Raw genomic sequence first — 21,213 nt, 5'->3', positions numbered from 1 at the left:
CTAAAATCTATAATCTAGTGACTCGAACTTACAAAGCAATTGGAATCAATCTTAAGAGTGCGCCGATCGGCGAATCCGATCGCCTGCTGACAGTTTTGACGCGGGAATTCGGCTTAATTAAAGCCGTAGCACCGGGTGTTCGCAAACAACGATCGAGCATTGGCGGTAGAAGCGAATTATTTGTAGTCAACGAATTGCTGATTGCCAAAGGTCGATCGCTCGACAAGATTACCCAAGCGTCCACCGTCGAATCCTATCCGGGTTTGAGCCGCAACCTGGGAAAACTATCAGCCGCGCAATATTTGGCCGAATTGGCGATCGCCAGCGCCCTTTCCGACGAACCGCAAGAATCACTTTTCTTTTTGCTGGGGGAACACTTGAGCCGTTTGGAGCGTTTGTCCGATCGCACAGAAATTGAATCCGCCGCCCTGCTAGTCGCCCATCTAGCCCAGGGTATTTTTCACTTGCTAGCCCTAGCAGGCCTCGCGCCCCAAGTCCAAGTCTGCTGTGCCACCAGAGTGCCACTCATCCCAAATTTCACAGATCCGAACTGGCAAACCGGGTTTAGTATACCCTCTGGGGGAACCTTCAGCTTGCCAGAGCTAGCTAACCTAGAGGCAGAACTTTCCTCACAAACTGGCAGCCTGTACAGATCCAGCTCCCGTTCCCGGCAAACGAGCGACAGCAAACACTTGACAAATTTCCATATTAATGCTAAAGAATTAGCTGCACTGCAACAGTTGGGGAGTGCAGAACTAGGAGAGGGGATTGCCGATCGGGGGACTTGGATATCAGTAGAAAATATTTTGCGGCAATATGCCCAGTATCATTTAGGTTGCACGATTCGATCGGGAAGCTCGATCGACACGTACTTGGAGAGTTTTGAGTTTTAAATTTTGAATCTCGTGGAGTAAAAATCTCACCCAGCTTGCGGGATATCCGAACCTGTAAGCAATTTCAGGTAAATGCTCAAAATTCTTGCAAAACTAGATAATAAGAAAAGTTACGAGTTATTAAATTTAGAGGTTAACGCCTCAATTTGAAATTCCCATCCCCCCAAGCTCAACCATCCCAGGCGATCCACCCCAAATCCTATGATGCGACTGTCCGATACTGATTTGAGAAGATCTATTTTAGCTGTGACCCACCACAAGATGGAAGAACGAGAAAATTTTCCAGATTTTAACTCATCGCCCGTCTTTGCCGATCGACAATGGAGTAACGCCCAAGACCCAGAAATGGACAAATATCCCACAAATCCAGAAACAGACTGGAACAACGGCAACAGCCAGCAACCAGAAGCCATCCCCGCGCTGTCAACAGCAGCAACCGCAGCAGAGCTCGCGGAAGCAGCAGGCGAAACTCCCGAGCAACAAACCGGATTTCTGCCGGTGCTCAAAAACCGAAATTTTCTAGCGCTGTGGAGCGGGCAAGTTTTCTCGCAACTAGCAGATAAAGTTTATCTCGTACTGACGATCGCCCTGGTAGCCAGCAGATTTCAAGCGCCAGATCAAACCATCAGCAGGTGGGTATCGGCAATCATGATCGCCTTTACCATACCTGCGGTGTTATTTGGGGCTGCTGCGGGCGTATATGTCGATCGTTGGTCAAAAAAAGCAGTGCTCGTAGCCACAAACCTGCTGCGGGGAGGCTTCGTCTTGACATTGCCTTTGCTGTTGTGGCTCTCCGACGGCTGGGAACTCGGTCAACTACCGCTCGGATTCTGCCTGCTGCTGCTAGTAACATTCCTAGTTTCCACCCTAACTCAATTTTTCGCCCCAGCAGAACAGTCAGTAATTCCCTTAATTGTTGAACGCCGCCACCTGCTATCGGCAAACTCGCTCTACACCACAACCATGATGGGTTCGGTGATTATCGGCTTTGCAGTCGGAGAACCCTTACTAGCCTTAGCCGACACTCTATTTACCAATCTCGGCGGCGGACTCGGCATCGGCAAAGAATTAGTAGTCGGCGGAAGTTACGCCTTCGCCGGAGTGCTGTTGCTGTCGATGAAAACAGGCGAAAAAAACGAAGTCGAACACGAACCGCCGCATCCCCTAGCAGATTTAAAAGACGGGCTGCGTTACATCAACGATCAACCGAAAGTCCGCAATGCTTTAATTCAACTAATTATTCTATTTTCCATTTTTGCAGCCTTAGCAGTTCTAGCGGTGCGGCTGGCAGAAATCCTGCCCGGTATGAAAGCGTCGCAATTTGGATTTTTGCTGGCTGCGGTGGGCGTCGGGATGGCTGCTGGGGCGACGACTGTCGGCTATCTCGGCCACAAATTTTCTCATTCCCAACTTAGTTTAATCGGATCTGTTGGTATGGCAGTTGCTCTGATGGGTATTTCTGCATTTACACACCATTTGTGGATCTCGGTGCTGTTCATTACCCTGTTGGGTTTGTTTGCTTCGTTGGTGGGAGTGCCGATGCAGACGACAATTCAAGCAGAAACCCCAGAAGAAATGCGGGGAAAAGTTTTCGGGCTGCAAAACAATGCGACTAATATCGCTTTGAGTTTACCATTAGCTTTAGCGGGAGTAGCAGAAACATTTCTGGGTTTGCCGACGGTATTTTTGGCTTTAGCGGGATTGGCGATCGCAGGTGGCGTCTTAACCTGGTATATTTCCCGTAGCACTAATAGCAAAGTCGATCGAATTTAAAACATAACAAACTCTGATTTACTCGAATGCACATCGCTTGGCTAGGAAAAAAATCACCTTTTTGCGGTAATGTAACTTACTCCAGGGAAGTCACTAACGCCTTATTAGACCGGGAATACCAGGTCAGTTTCCTGCACTTTGCCCAAGAAGCGGGCCAAATTGACAGGAATAATGCCGCGTGGAGCGTAGCAAATGGAAAATGGGGAAGTGGAATTACTCCAACTTCATATACCAATTCGCTTTCGCCCGCGAGTTGCAACGAAGTTTCTTTACCCTGTCACTACAAATCGCAAATTTATACGATTCCAACTCTCAAATCCCGCACAGTGTTGATGAAGTCTTTGCGGCGGCTGAAACCGGATGTTGTTCACGCTTCCCTGACGCTTTCGCCCCTAGACTTTTTGCTGCCGGAAATTTGTCAGGAATTGAATTTGCCTTTGGTGGCGACTTTTCACCCGCCGTTCGATCGCAAATTGCGGAATTTGACATCGGGAACCCAACACCTGATGTATCAACTGTACGCTCCGTTTTTGGCTAACTACGACTCGACGATCGTCTTTTCTTACATTCAGCGAGATATTTTGGTGAAGTTGGGAGTGCCGGAAGAACGGGTAGCTGTGATTCCCAACGGCGTAGACGCCCAGAAGTATTCGCCCGGGCCTTCGGGGTTGAAGTCGGAATTAAAAGCCGATCGCATATTTGTATATCAAGGCCGCATTGCCCCCGAGAAAAATGTTGAGGCTTTGCTGAAGGCCTGGAAACAATGTAATTTTGGCCCTGGCAACGTATTGGCGATCGTAGGCGACGGGCCCCTCGCCGCCTCGCTGCAACTGTCCTACGGCGAAGAGGACGGCATTGTATGGCTCGGATTTGTCGCCGAGGAGGAACGCCGGATCGAAATTCTGCGCGGTGCAGATGTATTTATTCTGCCTTCTTTGGTGGAGGGATTGTCCCTGTCGCTGCTGGAAGCGATGGCCTGCGGTTTAGCTTGCTTGGCAACGGATGCCGGTGCTGACGGCGAGGCGTTGGAGGAAGGCGCGGGGATAGTTTTGAACACTCAGCGGGTGCGGAGTCAGTTACTAACTTTGCTGCCGTTGTTTTGCGATCATCCTGAGTTTGGAATGCTGCTGGGCCAAAAAGCGCGCCAACGGGCGATCGAGCGCTACACTCTCAGTCAAAATATTACTGAGTTGGAAAAGCTTTATGCAGAAGTTTTGCAGAGGCAGCGCGTGCCAGTTCGCGGTTTAGCATGATTTAGCAGGAACAAGAAAAGGAAGAATGCTCGTCCCCAGGCAGAGCCTCTGGGTATCGGTTCCCAGGCTCTGCCTAGGAACCAGTTCAATGCCCAATTCTCAATCCCTCCGCTTCGCTTCGCCCAATTCCCAACAGAATGACTTACAAAAATCCTGCTCCTACAGTTGATATTATCATCGAATTGGTCGATCGCCCGCAGCGACCGATCGTACTTATAGAACGCTTGCATATTCCCTACGGTTGGGCGATTCCCGGCGGCTTTGTCGATTATGGGGAATCGGTAGAAACGGCGGCAAAACGCGAAGCTTTAGAAGAAACAAGTTTGAATGTAGAATTAATCGAGCAATTTTACGTTTATTCCGATCCAAATCGCGACGCGCGGCAACATACAATCAGTATTGTATTCTTGGCTGCGGCAACTGGCGAACCTCAAGCTGCGGATGATGCTAAAAATTTACAAGTTTTTGAGTCTTGGCAGATTCCCGAGCAATTGTGTTTCGATCACGATCGCATTTTACGCGATTATTGGCGTTACCGTCATTACGGATTGCGGCCGCGTTTGACAGTTGACAGTTGACAGTTGACAGTTGACAGTTGTTATGTTTTGGTGACAATAACCAAATAACCAATTCCCAATTCCCAATTCCCAATTACCAATTACCAATTACCAATTACCCATTACCCATTACCAATGAAAATATTGACAATATTAGGTGGAGGTGCATGGGGTTCGGCCCTGGCAAATCTGGGAGGTAAAAAGGGCGATCGGGTAAATTTGTGGTCGCGCCGCAGTTCTTTTAGTCTAGAATCGGTTATAACTGGCGCGGATGTTGTGGTTTCGGCGGTTTCGATGAAAGGAGTTGGCGAAACAGTCGATCGCCTGCTTGCCTTAAATCCAAATCCCCGTACAATTATAGTTACTGTCACCAAAGGTTTAGATCCCGCCACGACGCGCACTCCATCTCAAATTTGGCAAAATGCCTTTCCTAATAATCCAATTGTCGTACTTTCCGGCCCCAATCTTTCCGAAGAAATTCAGCGAGGATTACCCGCTGCCACGGTAGCGGCGAGTTTGGATTTAGCGGCGGCGAAGCAAGTACAAACTATTTACAGTTCGGATATTTTTCGGGTTTATGTCAATCAAGATCCCCTGGGGACTGAGTTGGGGGGCACTTTGAAGAATGTTTTTGCGATCGCCGCTGGTGTTTGCGATGGTTTACAATTAGGAACTAATGCTAAATCTGCTTTGTTAACTCGCGCCTTGCCGGAAATGATTCGGGTAGGGGTTCGTTTGGGAGCACGCGCCGAAACTTTTTATGGTTTGTCTGGTTTGGGAGATTTACTCGCTACTTGCAATAGTGCTTTGTCGCGCAATTATCGGGTTGGTTTCGGATTGGCGAAAGGTAAGTCTTTGGAGGAAGTTTTGCACGAATTGCAGAGCACTGCTGAAGGAGTTAATACGACTAATGTGTTGATTGATTTAGCCAATCGGCGCGAGATTGAAGTTCCTGTTTCTCGTCAAGTTTACCGTTTGCTGAATGGGGAAATTACTCCAGAACAAGCTGTTTTATCGCTGATGGAACGCGCTTTGAAGCCGGAGTAATATCCAAAATAATTACCAGATATTTAGAGCAGCATCACTGAGAATGAGTTTCTTAAAAAAGGCGCTCTAATTGTTTGTATACTTCATCATCGTTACGCTTACCAACTAGAATAATTTCTACCAAATCTTCTTCGGGATTAAAGTTGTAAATAATCCGATACTCGCCACTATCTACCCGATAATAACCCAGATATCCGATTAATTGCTTGCTATCATTAGGTAAAGGATCGACATTCAGCGCTAACACTTTTTTAGCAATTTGAGCCGCTATTTTAGGTTGCAAACCCTTGAGAAAGTCGAGCACTGTTTGTAAACCATCAAGTTTCGCCATTTGCCAGTTGTTTTAGTGTTTCTACAAAGGTTTTGGTACCAACCATTTGAGACTGACTCAGGGCAGATTTTGCGGCTTTTCCTAAAAGCATATCTTCTAGTTCCATCAGTCGCTCTATCAAGCCCTGATAGGCATCAGCCGACATAATTACGTGGCTGGGCTGCGATTTATCTGTGAGTAAAACTGGCTCCACAGCAGCTAGGTTAAAGACTGTCCCCTGTGGATTGCATACTTCTGCGAGGGTATAGCTTTGCATGACAGATGTTATGAGTTTGGGTTATGTCTATTTTAAGCAAAATCGGCAGGGGTTGGGAGGTCGATCGATAATTTGGGATTGCAAAAGTAGTCCTGAATGCAAAAAATTAGGTTTTTGAGAAAAATCGCGCACATCTGGGAGAAGTTTCGCAGTCTCGTAAGGTGCGTCACTGTTGAAAATCTAGGAACCAGCTTGAAAATCTCGCAACGACGCACCATACCAAGGAATGCAACCGAAAATGATATAAATACGCTCTATTTACCGCCGTAATAAAACGCAACTTCTTTGTCTTTTAGCGGTGCAAAGTCGGCAGCAATTAGCATTGGATCGAGTTCTGCTTGAGGCAGGTGTTTGACTCCAATTCGGACAATGCGCGATCGCATGGTGTTCGACACGCCGCTGCGCTGTCTTCCGGCTTCTAATCCCATTACTTTCTCGTACAAGTCTAATTTTGCTTTCGGAATCGCAGTGCCGTCAAAATCGATTCCTGAGGCGATCGCCACATCGATCGCATCTGCACCAGTTGTCGATTGAGCTGCTGAGTTTGTTTCTGAAGACATTGTGCTGTGATATCAAAGTTTGTTGTGGGAGCATTTTATCAGAGAAGTATCCCCATCTACGAAAAAAAGCGATCGACCTCTCTAATATCCACATTTCCACCGCTGACAATTACACCAACTCTGCTATTTTCTGCTTTCACAACTCCTGACAGCAAAGCCGCCGCAGCTAACACTCCCGTAGGCTCGACAACAATCTTCATCCGCTCCCACATAAAAAACATTGTATTGCGAATTTGCGCTTCCGAAACAGTTGCCATATCGTCCACATAATGCAGCACCAAAGGAAAAGTTAATTTCCCCAAAGAAGGTGTGCGCGCGCCGTCTGCGATCGTATCTGGGTTGCTAACAGTTTGCAGCGTTTTGGTGCGGAACGATCGCGCGGCATCATCTGCTTGCTCCGGTTCTACACCTATGACTGTACACTTGGGAGACAAAGTTTTAGCTGCGATCGCACATCCCGACAATAAACCTCCACCGCCGCAGCAAACCAGCAGCAAATCCAACTCCCCAACTTCTGCGATCAATTCCATCGCCGCCGTACCTTGTCCCGCGATCACTCGCGCGTCATCATAAGGAGGAATAATTGTCAAGTGTTGTTCTCTCGCAATTTGGGCGGTGAGATCTTCGCGGGAATTGCGAGTGCGATCGTACAAAACAATTTCGGCACCGTAGCCGCGAGTCGCTTCCTGCTTGACTTTGGGCGCGTCTGCTGGCATTACGACAGTAGCAGGAATTGAGAGTAATTGTGCGGCAAGGGCGATCGCCTGCGCGTGATTTCCCGAAGAAAAAGTCACTACTCCGTTGAGTTTTTCCGTTTCAGATAGCTGCATCAAAGCATTACAAGCACCGCGAAACTTAAACGAACCCGTCCGCTGAAAGTTTTCGCACTTAAAAAATACTTGAGAATGGGTTTGTTTGTTGACTGTGTGCGAAGTCAGCACAGGTGTCTTGAAAGCTTTGCCCTGCAAGCGCTTTGCCGCCGCCTCCACATCAGCAAAACAGACTTGCAAAGCATTTTTATCGGTAAGGTTGGCTGTCATATTTTTTTCTGCCTGGGGTGCTTGGGCGGCATTATATCATACATAGAATCAAAGCTTAATCAATTTTGATGATATGACATATCGGAAATAATTATCAATAGACTATTGCAACTAATTACCAAAAGCGTTGTAGGATAAGTTGAAGATTATTGCAATTAATTATCAAATAGTTTAGGTTAGGTTAGGAGATCGATTGATGAATGCAAAGTTTAAAGTGCTAGCAAGCGCTAGCGCAGGATTGTTGCTGCTAGCGGGTTTGACAGCGAATGCAGTCGGAGTTGGGCAGAAGGCGATCGCGCAAACAGCACCAAAGGGCGAGCGAGATTTAACAGCACAAGCAGCTATAAGTCGCATTAGGATCGTATTTGCCAACCGCAGAGATGCTACAGACTTGCAAAACAAAGCCAATCAAGTAGCGCAAATACTATCCAAAGAAATGGGAATTCCTATTGATGCAGTCATCGGCGACGAAACCGCTGCTGTAGAAGCTTTGAGGGCCGACAGGGCAGATGTCGCATTTGTAGCAGGGCGCGCGGCATTAAAAGCAGAACAATTAGCCAAAGCGCGGATGTATTTAGCAGAAGTTCGCAGCGATTATTCCGGCGGAAATACCTACGATTCTGTATTTGTAGTGCGGCAAGATAGTCCGCTGCGCCCCAAAGGTTCAGCAAAGCAAACCCTCGAACAATTGAAGGGTAAAAAAATGGCTTTCACTTCTCGAACTTCCGGTTCGGGATTTATTTTCCCAGTCTCAGAATTAGTAGGTCAAGGATTAGTCTCAGGCCCGGATAGACTCGAAAGTTTCTTTGGAAATGTTACCTACGGCGATGGTTACGGCAGCGCTTTGCAATCAGTTTTAAGAGGTCAAGCAGAAGTCGCAGCAGTTTCCGAATACGCTTTACTACCGCCTTGGATTACAGCAGAAGAAGGCAAGAAATTGCGAGTTTTGCAGCAGATTCCAGGAGTTCCAGCCCACGGAATTGTAATTGACGATCGCATTCCGGCACCGATGCGCGAAAAACTGATCAATGCTTTCATGAAAATGAACGAACCTGCAAACAATCAATTGTTCCGCAGTTTGTACAATTCCCAAAAATTAGTAAAAGTCGATCATGCGCGCCATTTGGCAACCTTGCGCCAAGCTTTGCAGCGCGCTAAACTCGAACCATAAAACAAAGGTTCGTAGTGAGGACTTTAGTCCGCAAAAAAAGCCGGACAAAAATCCTCACAGTAAAACAAAGGTTCGTAGTGAGGACTTCAGTCCGCAAAAAAAGCCGGACAAAAATCCTCACAGTAAAACAAAGGTTCGTAGTGAGGACTTTAGTCCGCAAAAAAAGCCGGACAAAAATCATTACACAGTAAAACAAAGGTTCGTAGTGAGGACTTTAGTCCTCAGAAAAAGAAGGACTAAAGTCCTCACTACAAACCTATTTTATTGTAACAGTTAGATCGTAAATTATATTAAGGGCAAAGTTTATCAACAAATATTTACCAAGTTAATACAGCCAATTAAAAGTCAGCTAAACTAAAATTTTTATGTGTATCTCTTACTCATTCTCGCGCGAAGACAATTAAAAAATCTTCCCTCTTCCTTCTTCCCTCTTCCTTCTTCCCTCTTCCTTCTTATTATGACTATCGAATGCAGTAAAATAGAAACAGCTTATTCAACCTCGCTAAAACGCCCGATTTTGAACGGAATTGATTGCAAAATAAAACAGGGCGAATTTGTAGCGCTGCTGGGTTTAAACGGTGCAGGAAAATCCACACTTTTGCGTTCATTTGTCGGATTAGTTCCCGTCAAAACCGGAGAAATTAGAATTAACGATACAGTAATAACTCCGCGCACATTGAGGCGAATTCGGCGCGATATTGGCTTGATTTTTCAAGGCGGCGGATTGATTAAACAGCTACCTGCGATCGACAATGTGCTGTGTGGTTGCTTGGGAGGATTGAATACTTGGGAGACTCTGTGGGGTTTTCCTAAGCAAAAGCGCGATCGAGCTTTTGAATTACTGGCAAACTTCGGACTGCAAGACCTAGCATACCAAAAAACTGGACAACTCAGCGGCGGACAACAGCAAAAAGTGGCGATCGCCCGCGCCCTCATCCAATCTCCCCAGATTTTACTCGCAGACGAACCCACCACCGGATTAGACGTAATCGCCGCCCAACAAGTAATGGAAATCCTCGCTAAACTGCACCGCGAACAAGGGATGACAGTAGTTGTAGTATTGCACGACTTAGGAATGGCAAGCAGATATCCAGAAAGAGCGATCGTCCTAGATGCCGGTCAGATAGTCTATGATGGCAAATGTCACAACCTGTCCGACAAATTCAGCAAACTAACACCGCCCAAACTAGCAGTGTGAACTCCCCTCTTCTCAACTCTTCCTCTGTGCCCTCTGCGCCCTCTGCGGTTCACAAAAAAAGCCCCTTCATCAAACCAAAAAATAGCCGTACATAAATCTTAAAACCAACTGAAATGATCGAAAAAAAATCAACTAACTTCTCAAAAAAATATAGCTTGATTAAAACCCCAGGTATTACAACAATCTTAATTGTAATTTATGGCTGGGCCTTGCAGGGATTAGAAATAGATGCCACAACATTGGCTAGCAGTTGGCCATACATGACAGATTTTATGTCCCGCTTGTGGCCCCCAAATCTCGAAATTATAGATGTTGCAATTAATGCCTTAATCGAAACAGTTCAAATGTCCTTGTGGGGAACGACTATCGGCGCAATTCTTTCCGTACCGATTGCGATTTGCAGCGCCCACAATATAGCACCAAAGTGGTTGCAATGGCTAGCTAATTTATTGCAAAATGCGGTGAGATCGGTTCCTTCAATTGTCCTGGGATTGCTGTTTGTATCCGCGACTGGTTTGGGCGCGCCTGCTGGTACTTTGGCTTTGGGAATTTATACTATAGGTTATCTTGCTAAATTTTATCAGGAGGCGATCGAGTCTGTGGAAGCGCGATCGATCGAATCGTTGCAAGTGGCGGGTGCATCTTGGCTGCAAGTTGCCCAATACGGCATTTTCCCGCAGGTGTTGCCGCTAGCGTTGGGTTACACGCTGTGGATGTTTGAATACAACATTCGGGCGGCTTCGGTGTTGGGTGTGGTGGGCGCCGGCGGTATTGGTTTTGAATTAGTCAATTATATTCGAGCTTTTGAATACAATAAGGCTACTACGATGATGTTGGTATTGTTAGTTGTCGTGACTGCGATCGATGTTATTAGCAGCAAATGGCGGCAGCGGTTGGAAACGAGGTAATACCAATTATTCAAAATCATTCAACAGTAATAGAGACGGCGGTTGAAACCGCGTCTACACAGACAAACCCACCTCCGTGGGTTGAAGAGTTAATTTTCTAATAGTCGATCGCACATTTCCCCCAAAAGTCGATCGAATTACTCGTAGGGGCGATCGCATTTTGGCGACAAACCTTAACAAAAAACCAAAGATTTTCTGTCCAAAAGCGAAATATTCATTGACTCTCGCGCATCAAGGGTTGACCAATATTTGGTAATTATGACTTGTCTGTGGGGGCTGGGTGAAGCATTCGGGTATTGGATGGTAGGTTGGGAATCAACTATTCTCGCCCGAATGCTTCACCCCTACCAATTTATCGGTATCCCGGCGTAGCGTAGCGGGGCGTAAGCCATCGCACAAATCCCCAAAAAGGCGATCGCGCGATCGTATCCACCATCAACAACACCGCAAAAAAAGACGGGGTAGTGCCGTTTCCCCGCCCAAAACAAAGCCACTAAATTGTTTGAAAATCAACAACAACAAAATAAGGACACAGCATTGCCGTGTCCTTATCTTGTTGGGATACAGCATTGCTGTATCCCCGTGCATACCCTTGATATTCAGATTAGAATTCTTGCCGTTTAGAACAAGAACAATTCAGAATTACCAGAAACTCCCAAATTCACATTGACAGTAGCAAACAAACTGTTGCCACCAACCGTCGAACCGTTGCTATCGTAATACAGCTTAGTAGTATTAGCTGCACTATCGAAAAGAGCAATAATCGACGGCGAAGTCAACGATGACTCGATCGCGCTTACAGTAGCAACAGTGCTGCTGTACCGGTAGAAATTCGCACCCAAAGGCCCCGAACCCAATCCGGCAAAAGCAATCTTGTCAATGTTAATTACATCATCAACAATGCTGTAATCCGTAATGATATCCCCGCCACCAGCAGTCGTTCCGGTGAACACAAACACATCAGCACCAGCGCCGCCACTGAGAGCATTTGTTCCCAAACCGCCGACTAAAGTGTCATTCCCAACGCCACCGTTAAGACTGTCGTTACCAGCAGCACCGGAGATGCTGTCATTACCAGCGCCACCGTCGAATATATCAGCACCGGAACCGGAATTGCCAGTAAACAAGACAGGAGTGGTAAAGTTGTAACCGCCCGCACCAGAACCGAAGTTGTAAACTCCAGTTGTCGGGAAAGTACCCGGATTAGCAGTTAAATCAACAATGCTGCTGGAATTTGTAGAAGTACCAGCCGGAGAAGATGCGATCGTCCCTGTGAACACAAAGTCTGCTGTGCCCAAAGTCCCCGCAGCCGTACCCAAATTAGCAACAGTTGTGAAACCGCCTGTCGCTGTACCATTCGAGTCAAACACCAACACCGTCTCGCTGTTCGTATTCGTAAATACGAAGAAACCAGGAGTTGTAGAACCACCCACAGCCTTAGCTTGAGCCGCTTCCACAGTGGCATAAGTTCCGCCGGTGAAAATCACCAATTGTTTGCCAGTAATGTCAGGAGTTGAACCGCTAACACCAGCAAAATTAGTAGTAGTGAAATTCCCGAAAGCGTTCGCAGCAAACTGCAATTTGTCCGTTCCGAAGGTAAAGTCAGTAATCGTATCCGGGCCGTCGCCGGGAGCCTTGAAAGCAAAGATATCTGCACCAGAACCGCCAGTCAAAATATCTACACCGGCACCACCGGTGATAGTATCTGCACCGCCGCCACCAGCGATCGTATCTGCACCGCCACCACCGTTGAGGATATGAATTGCCAGTAAACAAGACAGGAGTGGTAAAGTTGTAACCGCCCGCACCAGAACCGAAGTTGTAAACTCCAGTTGTCGGGAAAGTACCCGGATTAGCAATTAAATCAACAACGCTACCTGAGTTGGTAGAAGTACCAGTCGGAGCAGAACCAGTCGCACCAGTAAACAAGAAGTCTGCTGTGCCCAAAGTTCCCGCAGCCGTACCCAGATTCGCAACAGTTGTGAAACCGCCTGCCGCTGTACCGTTCGAGTCAAACACCAACACCGTCTCGCTGTTCGTATTCGTATATACGAAGAAACCAGGAGTTGTAGAACCGCCCAAAGCCTTAGCTTGCGCCGCTTCCACAGTCGAATAATTCCCGCCGGTGAAAATCACTAACTCTTTGCCAGTAATGTCAGGAGTTGAACCCGTCACACCGTCAAAGTTAGTAGTAGTCAAATTCCCGAAAGCACCACTGACAAACTTGAATTTGTCAACCCCAAAGGCAAAGTCAGTAATCGTATCACCGCCTTCACCGGGAGAATTGTAAACAAAGATATCTGCACCACTGCCGCCAGTCAGAATATCTGCACCGCTACCACCGCTGAAGATGTCAGCAAATTGAGTACCAGTGACATTGTTAGCCTTCGCATCTCCGGTAAATAAGACGGGTGTGCTGAAGTTGTAACCGCCAACACCTGAACCGAAATTATTGCTCGCACTCGGATAGGTATTCCCAGCAGCAGTTAAATCTACAATGCTGCCGGAATTTGTAGAAGTACCAGTCGGAGAAGTTGCGATCGCACCAGTAAACACAAAGTCTGCTGTGCCCAAAGTTCCCGCCGCAGTACCCAGATTCGCAACAGTTGTGAAACCGCCTGGTGCTGTACCGTTAGAGTCAAACACCAACACCGTTTCGTTCGCAGCATTGTTATATGCGAAGAAACCAGGAGTTGTAGAACTTCCTGTAGCCTTAGCTTGTGCCGCTTCGAGACTGGCATAGGTTCCGCCAGTGAAAATGACTAACTCTTTGCCGGTAATGTCAGGAGTTGAACCGCTAACACCGTCAAAGTTAGTAGTAGTCACATTGCCGAATTCGCTCGATACAAACTGGAATTTATCTGTTCCAGATTTGAAATCAGCAATTTTATCGCCACCTTCTTTAGTTGTGTTGTAAACAAACAGATCTGTGCCACTGCCACCGCTGAGAACATCAGCACCGAGGCCGCCGGTGATGGTATCGTTGCCGTCACCGCCGTCGATGGTATCGTTAAAGTTGCTGCCGACAATGTTGTCATCGCCAGCCAAAGCCTTGAAATTAACTGCGGCCGGATAAGTGCCGAAGTTTAAATTGTCAGGGCCGGAAGTACCGACAGGAACATTTAGTTGCGGGCCGCTGAAGACAAAGTTCCTGATTTGCAGGCTAAATTTCAGCGAGAAACTGGTGACAATTTCAAAGCGCGCCCCAACAGCAAATACCAGCACGGAACGGTTAGTTTCGGCATCTGTAAACTGACAGAAAGTAGGTGCGTCACTGTTGCCGCCCAAAGCTGCAAACCGCGCTTGCAAAGTAGCGATGCTGGTAACGGTGATATCGGCGCTGAAGTCGAGTAAGTTAGAACTGCCGATCGATCCAACAGTAGAAGTAGCCGTAATCGCCAGTCGAGTCAAGCTGGTAAGGCTGAGATTGCCAAAAGCTGCGGCAGACAACTCTAAGAGATCTTCATCAGCCTTAAAGTCAGTAATTAAGTCAGCATCTAGAACTGTTTTAATCTTTTCGCGGGAAACTTTGTAAATAAAGCGATTCTTACCAGCGCCTCCAATTAGAGTATTGGTTCCTTCGCCACCGTCGATCTCATTCTCGCCATCGCCGCCTTTAATTTTGTCATTGCCAATACCGCCGATGAGTTTGTTTTTGCCTTTACCACCTTCGATATCGTCATCGTCATCGCCACCTTCGATATCATTATCGCCATCACCGCCTTTGATTTTGTTTTTGCCTTTACCTCCTTTGATTTTGTTTTTGCCTTTACCACCGATGATATCGTCATCGTCATCGCCACCTTCGATATCATTCTCACCATCACCGCCTTTGATTTTGTTTTTGCCTTTACCTCCTTTGATTTTGTTTTTGCCTTTACCACCTTCGATCTCGTCATCGTCATCGCCACCTTCGATATCGTTATCGCCGCCATCGCCACCTTTAATTTTGTTTTTGCCGTTACCTCCTTTAATTTTGTTTTTGCCTTTACCACCTTCGATCTCGTCATCGCCATCGCCGCCGTCGATATCGTTATCGCCGCCATCGCCACCTTTAATTTTGTCCTTGCCTTTGTTTGCTTTAATTTTGTTGGTCTTGTTACCGCCTGTAATGGTATCGTCGCCGTCGCCGCCTTCGATGTCGTTATCTAGCGTGAGCGAACCGACAATCACTTGAGGAGTTGTATTGCCAGCAAAATTAAAGATATTTTGCTCGACATTGAAGCTAAAACGTTGGCTGGTGACAATATTTCTGCCGTCGCTTACTTCAAAACCAAAACTAGCCGCACCGCTAAAACCTTTTACAGCTTGGAAAGTTAACAAATTGAGGCTAATGTCTACTTGAGTGAAGCTCAAACCGACTTGTGTTACCTCTACTCCCTTAAAGAATAGTTTCCCGGTTTTAGCATCAGGGAGCTCCGTTAACTTAAAGACTGTTTCGCTAGCACTTTGCTCGTTATCGACAAACTTCAACAAGTCACCAGTAATAGTTTGTGGCAAGCCGTCGGAACCGACAGTGAGTGTTTTGTTGGCTTGCGATCGCGGAGGGGTACTAACTATTCGACTTGGGGTTGGAGTTGGAGTTGGGCTTGGGCTTGGAGAGCTACCATTAACTCCCAAAAAGTCGCCAGCATTGAGAATCGTGGCGCTAACATTCAACAATAGTGCCAGCACCAACTGATTGCTGCTGAGTCGAATTTCGGTATTGAGGCCGACTTGTACAAACAACAAGCTGCTAAAGTTCAAGCTGCCAGACAGTAGAAACTTGTCGAAGCCGTCTGCGTAGTCAGTGATGACGGAACTTCCGGGAGTGGTATTGTTACCCATATCCATGACAAAAACGTCATTTCCAGCACCGCCGCTACAGGTATGGTTGCCAGTACCGCCAACGATCGTATCGTTGCCAGCATTACCCATCAGCGTATCGTTGCCAGATCCGCCGCCGACAACGCTGTCGTCGCCATCGCCGCCGTCTGCCATGTCATTGCCGTCGCCAGTAACGAGGGTATCGTTGCCAGTACCGCCCATCACGGTGTCGTCACCGGCGCCACCGACAACGCTGTCGTCGCCTTCGTCGCCGCTGCAAGCGTCGTTGCCTTCGCCACCGATCAAGGTATCTTTGCCGTCGCCGCCGACAACGCTGTCGTCGCCTTCGTCGCCGCTAACGTTGTCGTTGCCGGCACCACCTGTTGTGGTGTCGTCGCCGCTGCCTCCCATTACGGTGTCGTCGCCGTCGTCGCCGCTGCAATCGTCATTGCCAGCACCGCCGATGACGGTATCGTTATCTTTGCCACCGTTAACGGTGTCATTGCCTTCGCCGCCGTTAACGTTGTCGTTACCCCGATCGCCCCTGACAGTATCGTTGCCTTCGCCACCATTGCAGGTGTCGTCGCCTTTGCCGCCGTAGACGGTATCATTGCCGCTGCCGCCGTCAACGTCATCCTTGCCGTCGTTGCCGTGTACCCAGTCATCGCCGTCATCGCCTTTGCAGGTATCGTTGCCGGTGCCACCAGAAAGAGTGTCGTTGTCTTTGCCGCCGTAGAGGGTATCGTTGCCTTCGCCGCCGTCGCACTTGTCGTCGCCGCGATCGCCTCTTATTTCGTCATCGCCATCGCCGCCCTCGCAATCGTCGCCGTCTTTGCCTCCATAGAGTTTATTTTTGCCACTCTTTCCTTTGAGTTTGTCTTTGCCTCTTTTGCCGTAGAGCGACTGGTTAGCGCCCGTGGCGACAATTATGTCATCGCCATCGGTACCTTCGATCGTCTGCGGATCGCTACCGCTGTCATCTTTTTTGTCTTTGTCTTTTTTGTCGCCCGCACCTTCTTCGGGTACACCGCTCAATTCAGGAATTTTGCTGCTATCATCAGTAACTTTGGGGGATTCGTCCTTAGGCGGATTCGGAACTTTGCCGCTAGTGATGCCGCTGTTTTGTGCGATCGCATTGTCAACTAACTTGCCTAACCCGCTATCGGAATTGATAGCACTAGCATCCCGAAAATCGGCGAGTCGATCGAGCTCGCTGGGGGAAAACACGAGTTTTGGCTGCTCATCATCCAGGGCGATCTGTGAAAACAAAGTGGTTTTTTTTAGGTCAGAAATTTCTGTTTCATCTCGATCTGGAAAAAGTGTTCCCGATACATTTTCCAACATTTCTTCTTTCATCTTTGATATTTCCAAAAAAGGGCTAAGTTTCTTAGAGTCAGTTTATCAGCAAGGAGGATATAGCAGAAGCATAATTTTACAATTTCATACTTTCGCCTGCTAGAGCCGCCGATCTCCGACCTTTCTGTTTATAGATGCTATTTAAACTGCAAGGGGTTATTTCCATCAGTTGCGAGTTTTATCTTCTGCAATGGTGCACCAAAAATAATTGATCCGCCACATACACCGCAAGAGTTGTGCCACAGCGCAAAACGCTTGTGACTTTCTCCGTAATTTCTACAGTAAGCTGCACCTAAATGCGCCGAATTGTAGATTTTCTACGTAATTTCTACAGTAAGTTAGCAGAATGTAAACTCGCAACTCAACAACTCCCACATAACTACCCAAAACCTTTATTACCCAAATTTTACCTTGCTTTTCCTGCGATCGAGCCTAGTTGCCTTAACTTTTTGTAACACTCCCAGCTCTGACAAATCCTTCCCTGACTTAGGATTTGCATCTCTTTTGCCAGTGACTGTACGCTCCTAATTTTAGTTCCCGATGATTAATAAATAAATTAGATGATTCGCCCCGGCAAATATTTGTTTTAATTTTCTGTCGTATAAGTTTATCTGAATTCGAGCCAGCCTCGCGAACTGATAAGATTTTGTATTTTAGAACAAAATAGCAATTCTGCCCAATAATATCTGGCTCAATACAGATTTTCAACAGTTGACAGTTGACAGTTGACAGTTGACAGTTTGAGAGCGGCCTCTACCGAAAAGTCCGAGTATTGGAGTAATGAATAGCCTGATTTTAATTTCTCCCGCTCCGGGTTCCGGCTTTCGACTAATTCTTTCTTGTAAAATTCTATAACACATAGCAATAAACACATAATTTATACGATTTTAGGTTTGAGATTTTAAATTTGAGATTAGTAATGACAGATTTTGTATTGTCTTGAACCTTGCCTACAATTGCATTAATTTTTGCCAAGAAGAATGGGTTTAAAGCCTCCTCCTTTTAGGGGGAAATAAAACAAAATTCTTCACTGTTTCAATCCTCTTCCTTTTATGGAGAGGTAGCCCTCAAGCGGTCAACAGTCAACTGTCAACAGTCAACTGTCAACTGAAAAGTGGCATTGTTTTTGGTTAAAATTACAAGCTCGATCGGCATTTTGAGCGCAAATGACCCGTGGTGGACACGATAAACCCGGTTTATTTGTAAGTTTATGGTTGCCTTTTCCCAATATTTCACCGAAAAAGAGGCTGGATGAGGCTCAGTCCTCTAGATGAGAAAAATCCTGGTTGCTGGAAAGGGCTGGAATATTCGATAGCAGTTGTATTCTGAAAACTTCTCGGACACTTGACTTTATTTTTCCTGCTTCACTTTAGCTAGATTAAGACAGTTAAACAAAAAAATAACATTAACATAGAAGCGGTAAATTAGCAATAATCGATGAGGAATTTTAGAGGGTCGCTCTATCGATTAGCGATCGCCGCTCAGGGCTTATGGATGAGGACTCAGGGCTTACGGATGAGGACTCGCCGGCTGACCAATTCATTAATTGACACAAAATCAAGATTTGAAATGGGGGGTTGATGGTAGAGGATAAGTGGTGAGGACACAGCGATCGATCGCTACCGCCAAAAATTTACTCAAAATTGCCTGCGATATTGCCCTGAAACAGGTGGGCGATAGCTGAAGTAATCTTAATAAGAACTAGAGATCCGCCTGGTAAAGTGCCTCCTATTTAACTTTACTGAGCAATGACAAACTCAAGTTTCCGACGAATGTAAAGGGGTCTGCGGTAGAGGTGCAAAATGTTCAAAATAGCAAGATTGGAGAAAATTCGGCTTTCACCAAGCCATAGGGCAATCAAAACTAATAAACTGTTATTAAAGTACAAGTTTTATAGCCTCAAAGTGTTTGAACAAATATATTTGATCCCAGCGATCGCCCGATCGGGGGAAGCGCATTCAGAAACTTTGATTGAAAGAGTAAAAATTAGTTGGCCGATCGCGATTGCTAGCTGCAAAAACGCAGGCACATTCAGACTTGAGGCGGGGGGGCGCTAAATTGGTGAGCCAAGAATTTAAACTCTCAGTCACCCCAGTTGGGGACGACGAATATCTAGTGCGGACAGAAAAGGTTGCACCCGGTGTACCCTTAGCAGAGCAACAAGTCCGCTGGCCGATCGACCAATGGCTGGCACTGTCTGCTCAACTGATGAATGACCCGATGGTGGGCGTGTTCCAAGGAACTGGTGCTGCCGGTCGCACAGGGCGATCGACAAAAAACTCAGCGCCGAATTTAGTAGCCCTGGGGCAACAATTATACAGCGGACTGTTTCAAGGAAACTTGCGCGATAGCTGGACTTGCGCTCAAGGCATCGCCCAGCACCGCCGAGAAGTGCTGCAACTGCGCCTGGGACTCAAAGGCAGGCACTTGCCGCGGCTGCCGTGGGAAGTGCTGCACGCGGGCGATCGCCCTTTAGCAACCGGCACCGATGTCGTGTTTTCCCGCTACCAACCAGGTACAAGTTTGTTCAAACAAACCCGGGTGGTACCCAGCAGCGGCCCGCTAAAAATTTTAGTGGCGATCGCCTCTCCGAGCGATCGAGACAGCTTGCAGCTCAAACGAGAAGCGCTCCACTTGCAACAAGAACTGCAAAACCGGAGCGCTAATCCCCTCAAAAACGGCCCACACTCCGAAATTCAACTGACGATTCTCGAACAGCCCGATCGAGAACAGCTTACTCAAGCCCTAGAACAAGGACACTACCAAGTCTTGCACTACGCAGGCCACAGCAACTTAGGTTCCAGAGGTGGCGAACTCTACCTAGTCAGCAGCCGCACCGGGTTAACCGAAACCTTGAGCGGCGACGACTTAGCCGGATTGCTGGTTAACAACGGCATTCAGATGGCCGTGTTCAATTCCTGCCGCGGGGCCTACGGCGACCCCTCAGACATCGGCGAGGACAGTTCGGAACGCAATTTAACCGCAGCCTTAATCAAGCGGGGCATTCCGGCAGTGCTAGCAATGGCAGAAAGCATTCCCGACGATGTAGCCCTAACTCTGACGCGACTGTTTTACCGCAACCTGAATCAAGGCTATCCAGTCGATCTCAGCCTGAGTCGGGCCAGGGCGGGACTAATTTCTGCCTACGGTTCTCACCAGTTATACTGGGCTTTGCCGATTCTCTACCAGCACCCGGACTTTGACGGCTATCTGACGGGCGCCCCAGCCCAAAGCGGCCCATCCGGTTCTCCGGTGCCAAATTTAATCCTACCGGGAACGCCGTCGGCGGGAGGGGGTACAGAATGGAAGGCGCCGCCTGCACTCTCGACGATCGCCCCATACCCGCCAACCGCAGCCAATCAACCGCAGGAGTCAGACACAGATGACGGCGAAGTCTGGGAATATTTTCCCGACCAATTAAAAGATCGCAGGGATTGGGTTCACCAGAGCGATCGGTCTTCTGCTGCTAATTCACCGAACTCTATTCCTAATTCTGAGTCGGCGGCGATCCAAGCAACTCGGGTAACTACACCGACTCCGAAATCGTTCAAACAATCGGGATTGCAAAAATGTCTGGTAGTGATGCTTTGCTTGTTCCCCGTTGCTGTGAGTGCTGGCTTGTTTGGGTGGCGGCACTCACAGCAACGAGGCACGAAACCAGAAGAGTTACTGCCGGCGGTACGGACTCCCCTGTCGCAAAATTACTTGCAAGAACGTCACCAAGCAGAATGAAGAAGCAAGAAGGCATCAAACAGTTCACTTAATCTAAAAGGAAGGAAGAAGAGCAACAGAGCCAGCTTGAGTGCAAGCTGTATTTTACGTTTCATTTAGGATCGCGAATTAAATAATTTACACATATTTGTGGGATGGGCGTCCCGCCCGTCCAGAAAGGACGGGCGGGACGCCCATCCCACAAGAAGAATAAAAATTGTAAGTTATTTAATTCTTATTCCTTAAGTGAATTTACCGCTCGTAAAAACATGGACAAAGCTACCCAAAAGTAGTCAATGTTAGACATCTACGTTAGTAATTTTAGTCCACAGTCCTAAAACTACAGGAATAAA

At 47.4% G+C, this 21,213-nt stretch carries 18 protein-coding genes; 10 read left to right on the top strand and 8 right to left on the bottom strand.

Annotated elements, in window-relative coordinates; translation table 11 throughout:
- Positions 1–17 precede the first annotated feature (17 nt).
- The 5 genes from recO to JGK22_RS28200 all read left to right on the top strand — a co-directional run bounded on the left by recO (position 18) and on the right by JGK22_RS28200 (position 5,523).
- On the top strand, positions 18–893 hold the full coding sequence (gene recO / locus JGK22_RS28220) for a DNA repair protein RecO (protein ID WP_293185175.1): 876 nt from the start codon (positions 18–20) through the stop codon (positions 891–893).
- Between the two features lie 201 nt (positions 894–1,094).
- Positions 1,095–2,666, top strand: coding sequence for an MFS transporter (locus JGK22_RS28215; protein ID WP_293185176.1), 1,572 nt, complete (start codon positions 1,095–1,097; stop codon positions 2,664–2,666).
- Positions 2,667–2,692: 26 nt separating this feature from the next.
- The gene (locus JGK22_RS28210; RefSeq protein ID WP_293185178.1) at positions 2,693–3,919 is read left to right on the top strand and encodes a glycosyltransferase family 4 protein; all 1,227 of its coding nucleotides are present in this window, start codon (positions 2,693–2,695) and stop codon (positions 3,917–3,919) included.
- Between the two features lie 137 nt (positions 3,920–4,056).
- A complete protein-coding gene (locus JGK22_RS28205; protein ID WP_293185179.1) occupies positions 4,057–4,497 on the top strand; it encodes an NUDIX hydrolase in 441 nt (146 codons plus the stop codon).
- Positions 4,498–4,611: 114 nt separating this feature from the next.
- Positions 4,612–5,523: an NAD(P)H-dependent glycerol-3-phosphate dehydrogenase gene (locus tag JGK22_RS28200; protein WP_293314241.1), complete on the top strand. Its 912-nt coding sequence runs from the start codon at positions 4,612–4,614 to the stop codon at positions 5,521–5,523.
- Between the two features lie 52 nt (positions 5,524–5,575).
- Here the strand turns inward: JGK22_RS28200 and JGK22_RS28195 are convergent, their stop codons facing one another.
- The 4 genes from JGK22_RS28195 to JGK22_RS28180 form a co-directional block, all read right to left on the bottom strand.
- Positions 5,576–5,854: a type II toxin-antitoxin system RelE/ParE family toxin gene (locus JGK22_RS28195; protein WP_293314239.1), complete on the bottom strand. Its 279-nt coding sequence runs from the start codon at positions 5,852–5,854 to the stop codon at positions 5,576–5,578.
- Positions 5,841–6,110 carry a prevent-host-death protein gene (locus JGK22_RS28190; RefSeq protein WP_293277433.1) on the bottom strand — a complete coding sequence of 90 codons (270 nt, stop codon included), beginning with the start codon at positions 6,108–6,110 and terminating at the stop codon, positions 5,841–5,843. Before JGK22_RS28190 ends, JGK22_RS28195 begins: the two co-directional genes overlap by 14 nt.
- Before the next feature lie 254 nt (positions 6,111–6,364).
- The gene (locus JGK22_RS28185) at positions 6,365–6,670 is read right to left on the bottom strand and encodes a DUF4090 family protein (protein ID WP_293185185.1); all 306 of its coding nucleotides are present in this window, start codon (positions 6,668–6,670) and stop codon (positions 6,365–6,367) included.
- 56 nt (positions 6,671–6,726) lie between these two features.
- Positions 6,727–7,710 carry a threo-3-hydroxy-L-aspartate ammonia-lyase gene (locus tag JGK22_RS28180; RefSeq protein WP_293213008.1) on the bottom strand — a complete coding sequence of 328 codons (984 nt, stop codon included), beginning with the start codon at positions 7,708–7,710 and terminating at the stop codon, positions 6,727–6,729.
- Between the two features lie 196 nt (positions 7,711–7,906).
- On the opposite strand from JGK22_RS28180, the gene JGK22_RS28175 reads away from it, so the two are divergent.
- From JGK22_RS28175 to phnE, 3 genes are all read left to right on the top strand, one after another.
- Positions 7,907–8,881 (top strand): phosphate/phosphite/phosphonate ABC transporter substrate-binding protein, encoded by a 975-nt coding sequence (locus JGK22_RS28175; protein ID WP_293185187.1) that lies wholly within the window; start codon positions 7,907–7,909, stop codon positions 8,879–8,881.
- Between the two features lie 457 nt (positions 8,882–9,338).
- Complete coding sequence (locus JGK22_RS28170) at positions 9,339–10,079, top strand: phosphonate ABC transporter ATP-binding protein (RefSeq protein ID WP_293185188.1); 741 nt, start codon at positions 9,339–9,341, stop codon at positions 10,077–10,079.
- Between the two features lie 155 nt (positions 10,080–10,234).
- Complete coding sequence (gene phnE, locus JGK22_RS28165) at positions 10,235–10,987, top strand: phosphonate ABC transporter, permease protein PhnE (protein ID WP_293185189.1); 753 nt, start codon at positions 10,235–10,237, stop codon at positions 10,985–10,987.
- A 54-nt stretch (positions 10,988–11,041) separates the two neighbouring features.
- Here the strand turns inward: phnE and JGK22_RS28160 are convergent, their stop codons facing one another.
- From JGK22_RS28160 to JGK22_RS28145, 4 genes are all read right to left on the bottom strand, one after another.
- Positions 11,042–11,167 carry a hypothetical protein gene (locus tag JGK22_RS28160; protein WP_293185190.1) on the bottom strand — a complete coding sequence of 42 codons (126 nt, stop codon included), beginning with the start codon at positions 11,165–11,167 and terminating at the stop codon, positions 11,042–11,044.
- Between the two features lie 164 nt (positions 11,168–11,331).
- Entirely contained in the window at positions 11,332–11,481 is a 150-nt protein-coding gene (locus JGK22_RS28155; RefSeq protein WP_293277431.1) for a hypothetical protein, read from the bottom strand.
- Positions 11,482–11,607: 126 nt separating this feature from the next.
- Positions 11,608–12,687: a calcium-binding protein gene (locus tag JGK22_RS28150; RefSeq protein ID WP_293314251.1), complete on the bottom strand. Its 1,080-nt coding sequence runs from the start codon at positions 12,685–12,687 to the stop codon at positions 11,608–11,610.
- Positions 12,590–17,149 carry a cadherin-like domain-containing protein gene (locus tag JGK22_RS28145; protein ID WP_293314237.1) on the bottom strand — a complete coding sequence of 1,520 codons (4,560 nt, stop codon included), beginning with the start codon at positions 17,147–17,149 and terminating at the stop codon, positions 12,590–12,592. The genes JGK22_RS28150 and JGK22_RS28145 overlap by 98 nt, the downstream gene beginning before the upstream one ends.
- 1,802 nt (positions 17,150–18,951) lie before the next feature.
- Here JGK22_RS28145 and JGK22_RS28140 point away from each other — a divergent pair.
- Positions 18,952–19,206 (top strand): hypothetical protein, encoded by a 255-nt coding sequence (locus JGK22_RS28140; RefSeq protein WP_293198368.1) that lies wholly within the window; start codon positions 18,952–18,954, stop codon positions 19,204–19,206.
- 4 nt (positions 19,207–19,210) lie between these two features.
- The gene (locus tag JGK22_RS28135; RefSeq protein ID WP_293198371.1) at positions 19,211–20,881 is read left to right on the top strand and encodes a CHAT domain-containing protein; all 1,671 of its coding nucleotides are present in this window, start codon (positions 19,211–19,213) and stop codon (positions 20,879–20,881) included.
- The last annotated feature ends 332 nt before the right edge of the window (positions 20,882–21,213 follow it).

Source organism: Microcoleus sp. PH2017_08_TRC_O_A, from assembly GCF_020738665.1.
In the GTDB taxonomy this organism is placed as follows: domain Bacteria; phylum Cyanobacteriota; class Cyanobacteriia; order Cyanobacteriales; family Microcoleaceae; genus Microcoleus.
Note: the sequence above shows the minus strand (reverse complement) of the source record. Positions and strands in the feature narration are given on the sequence as shown.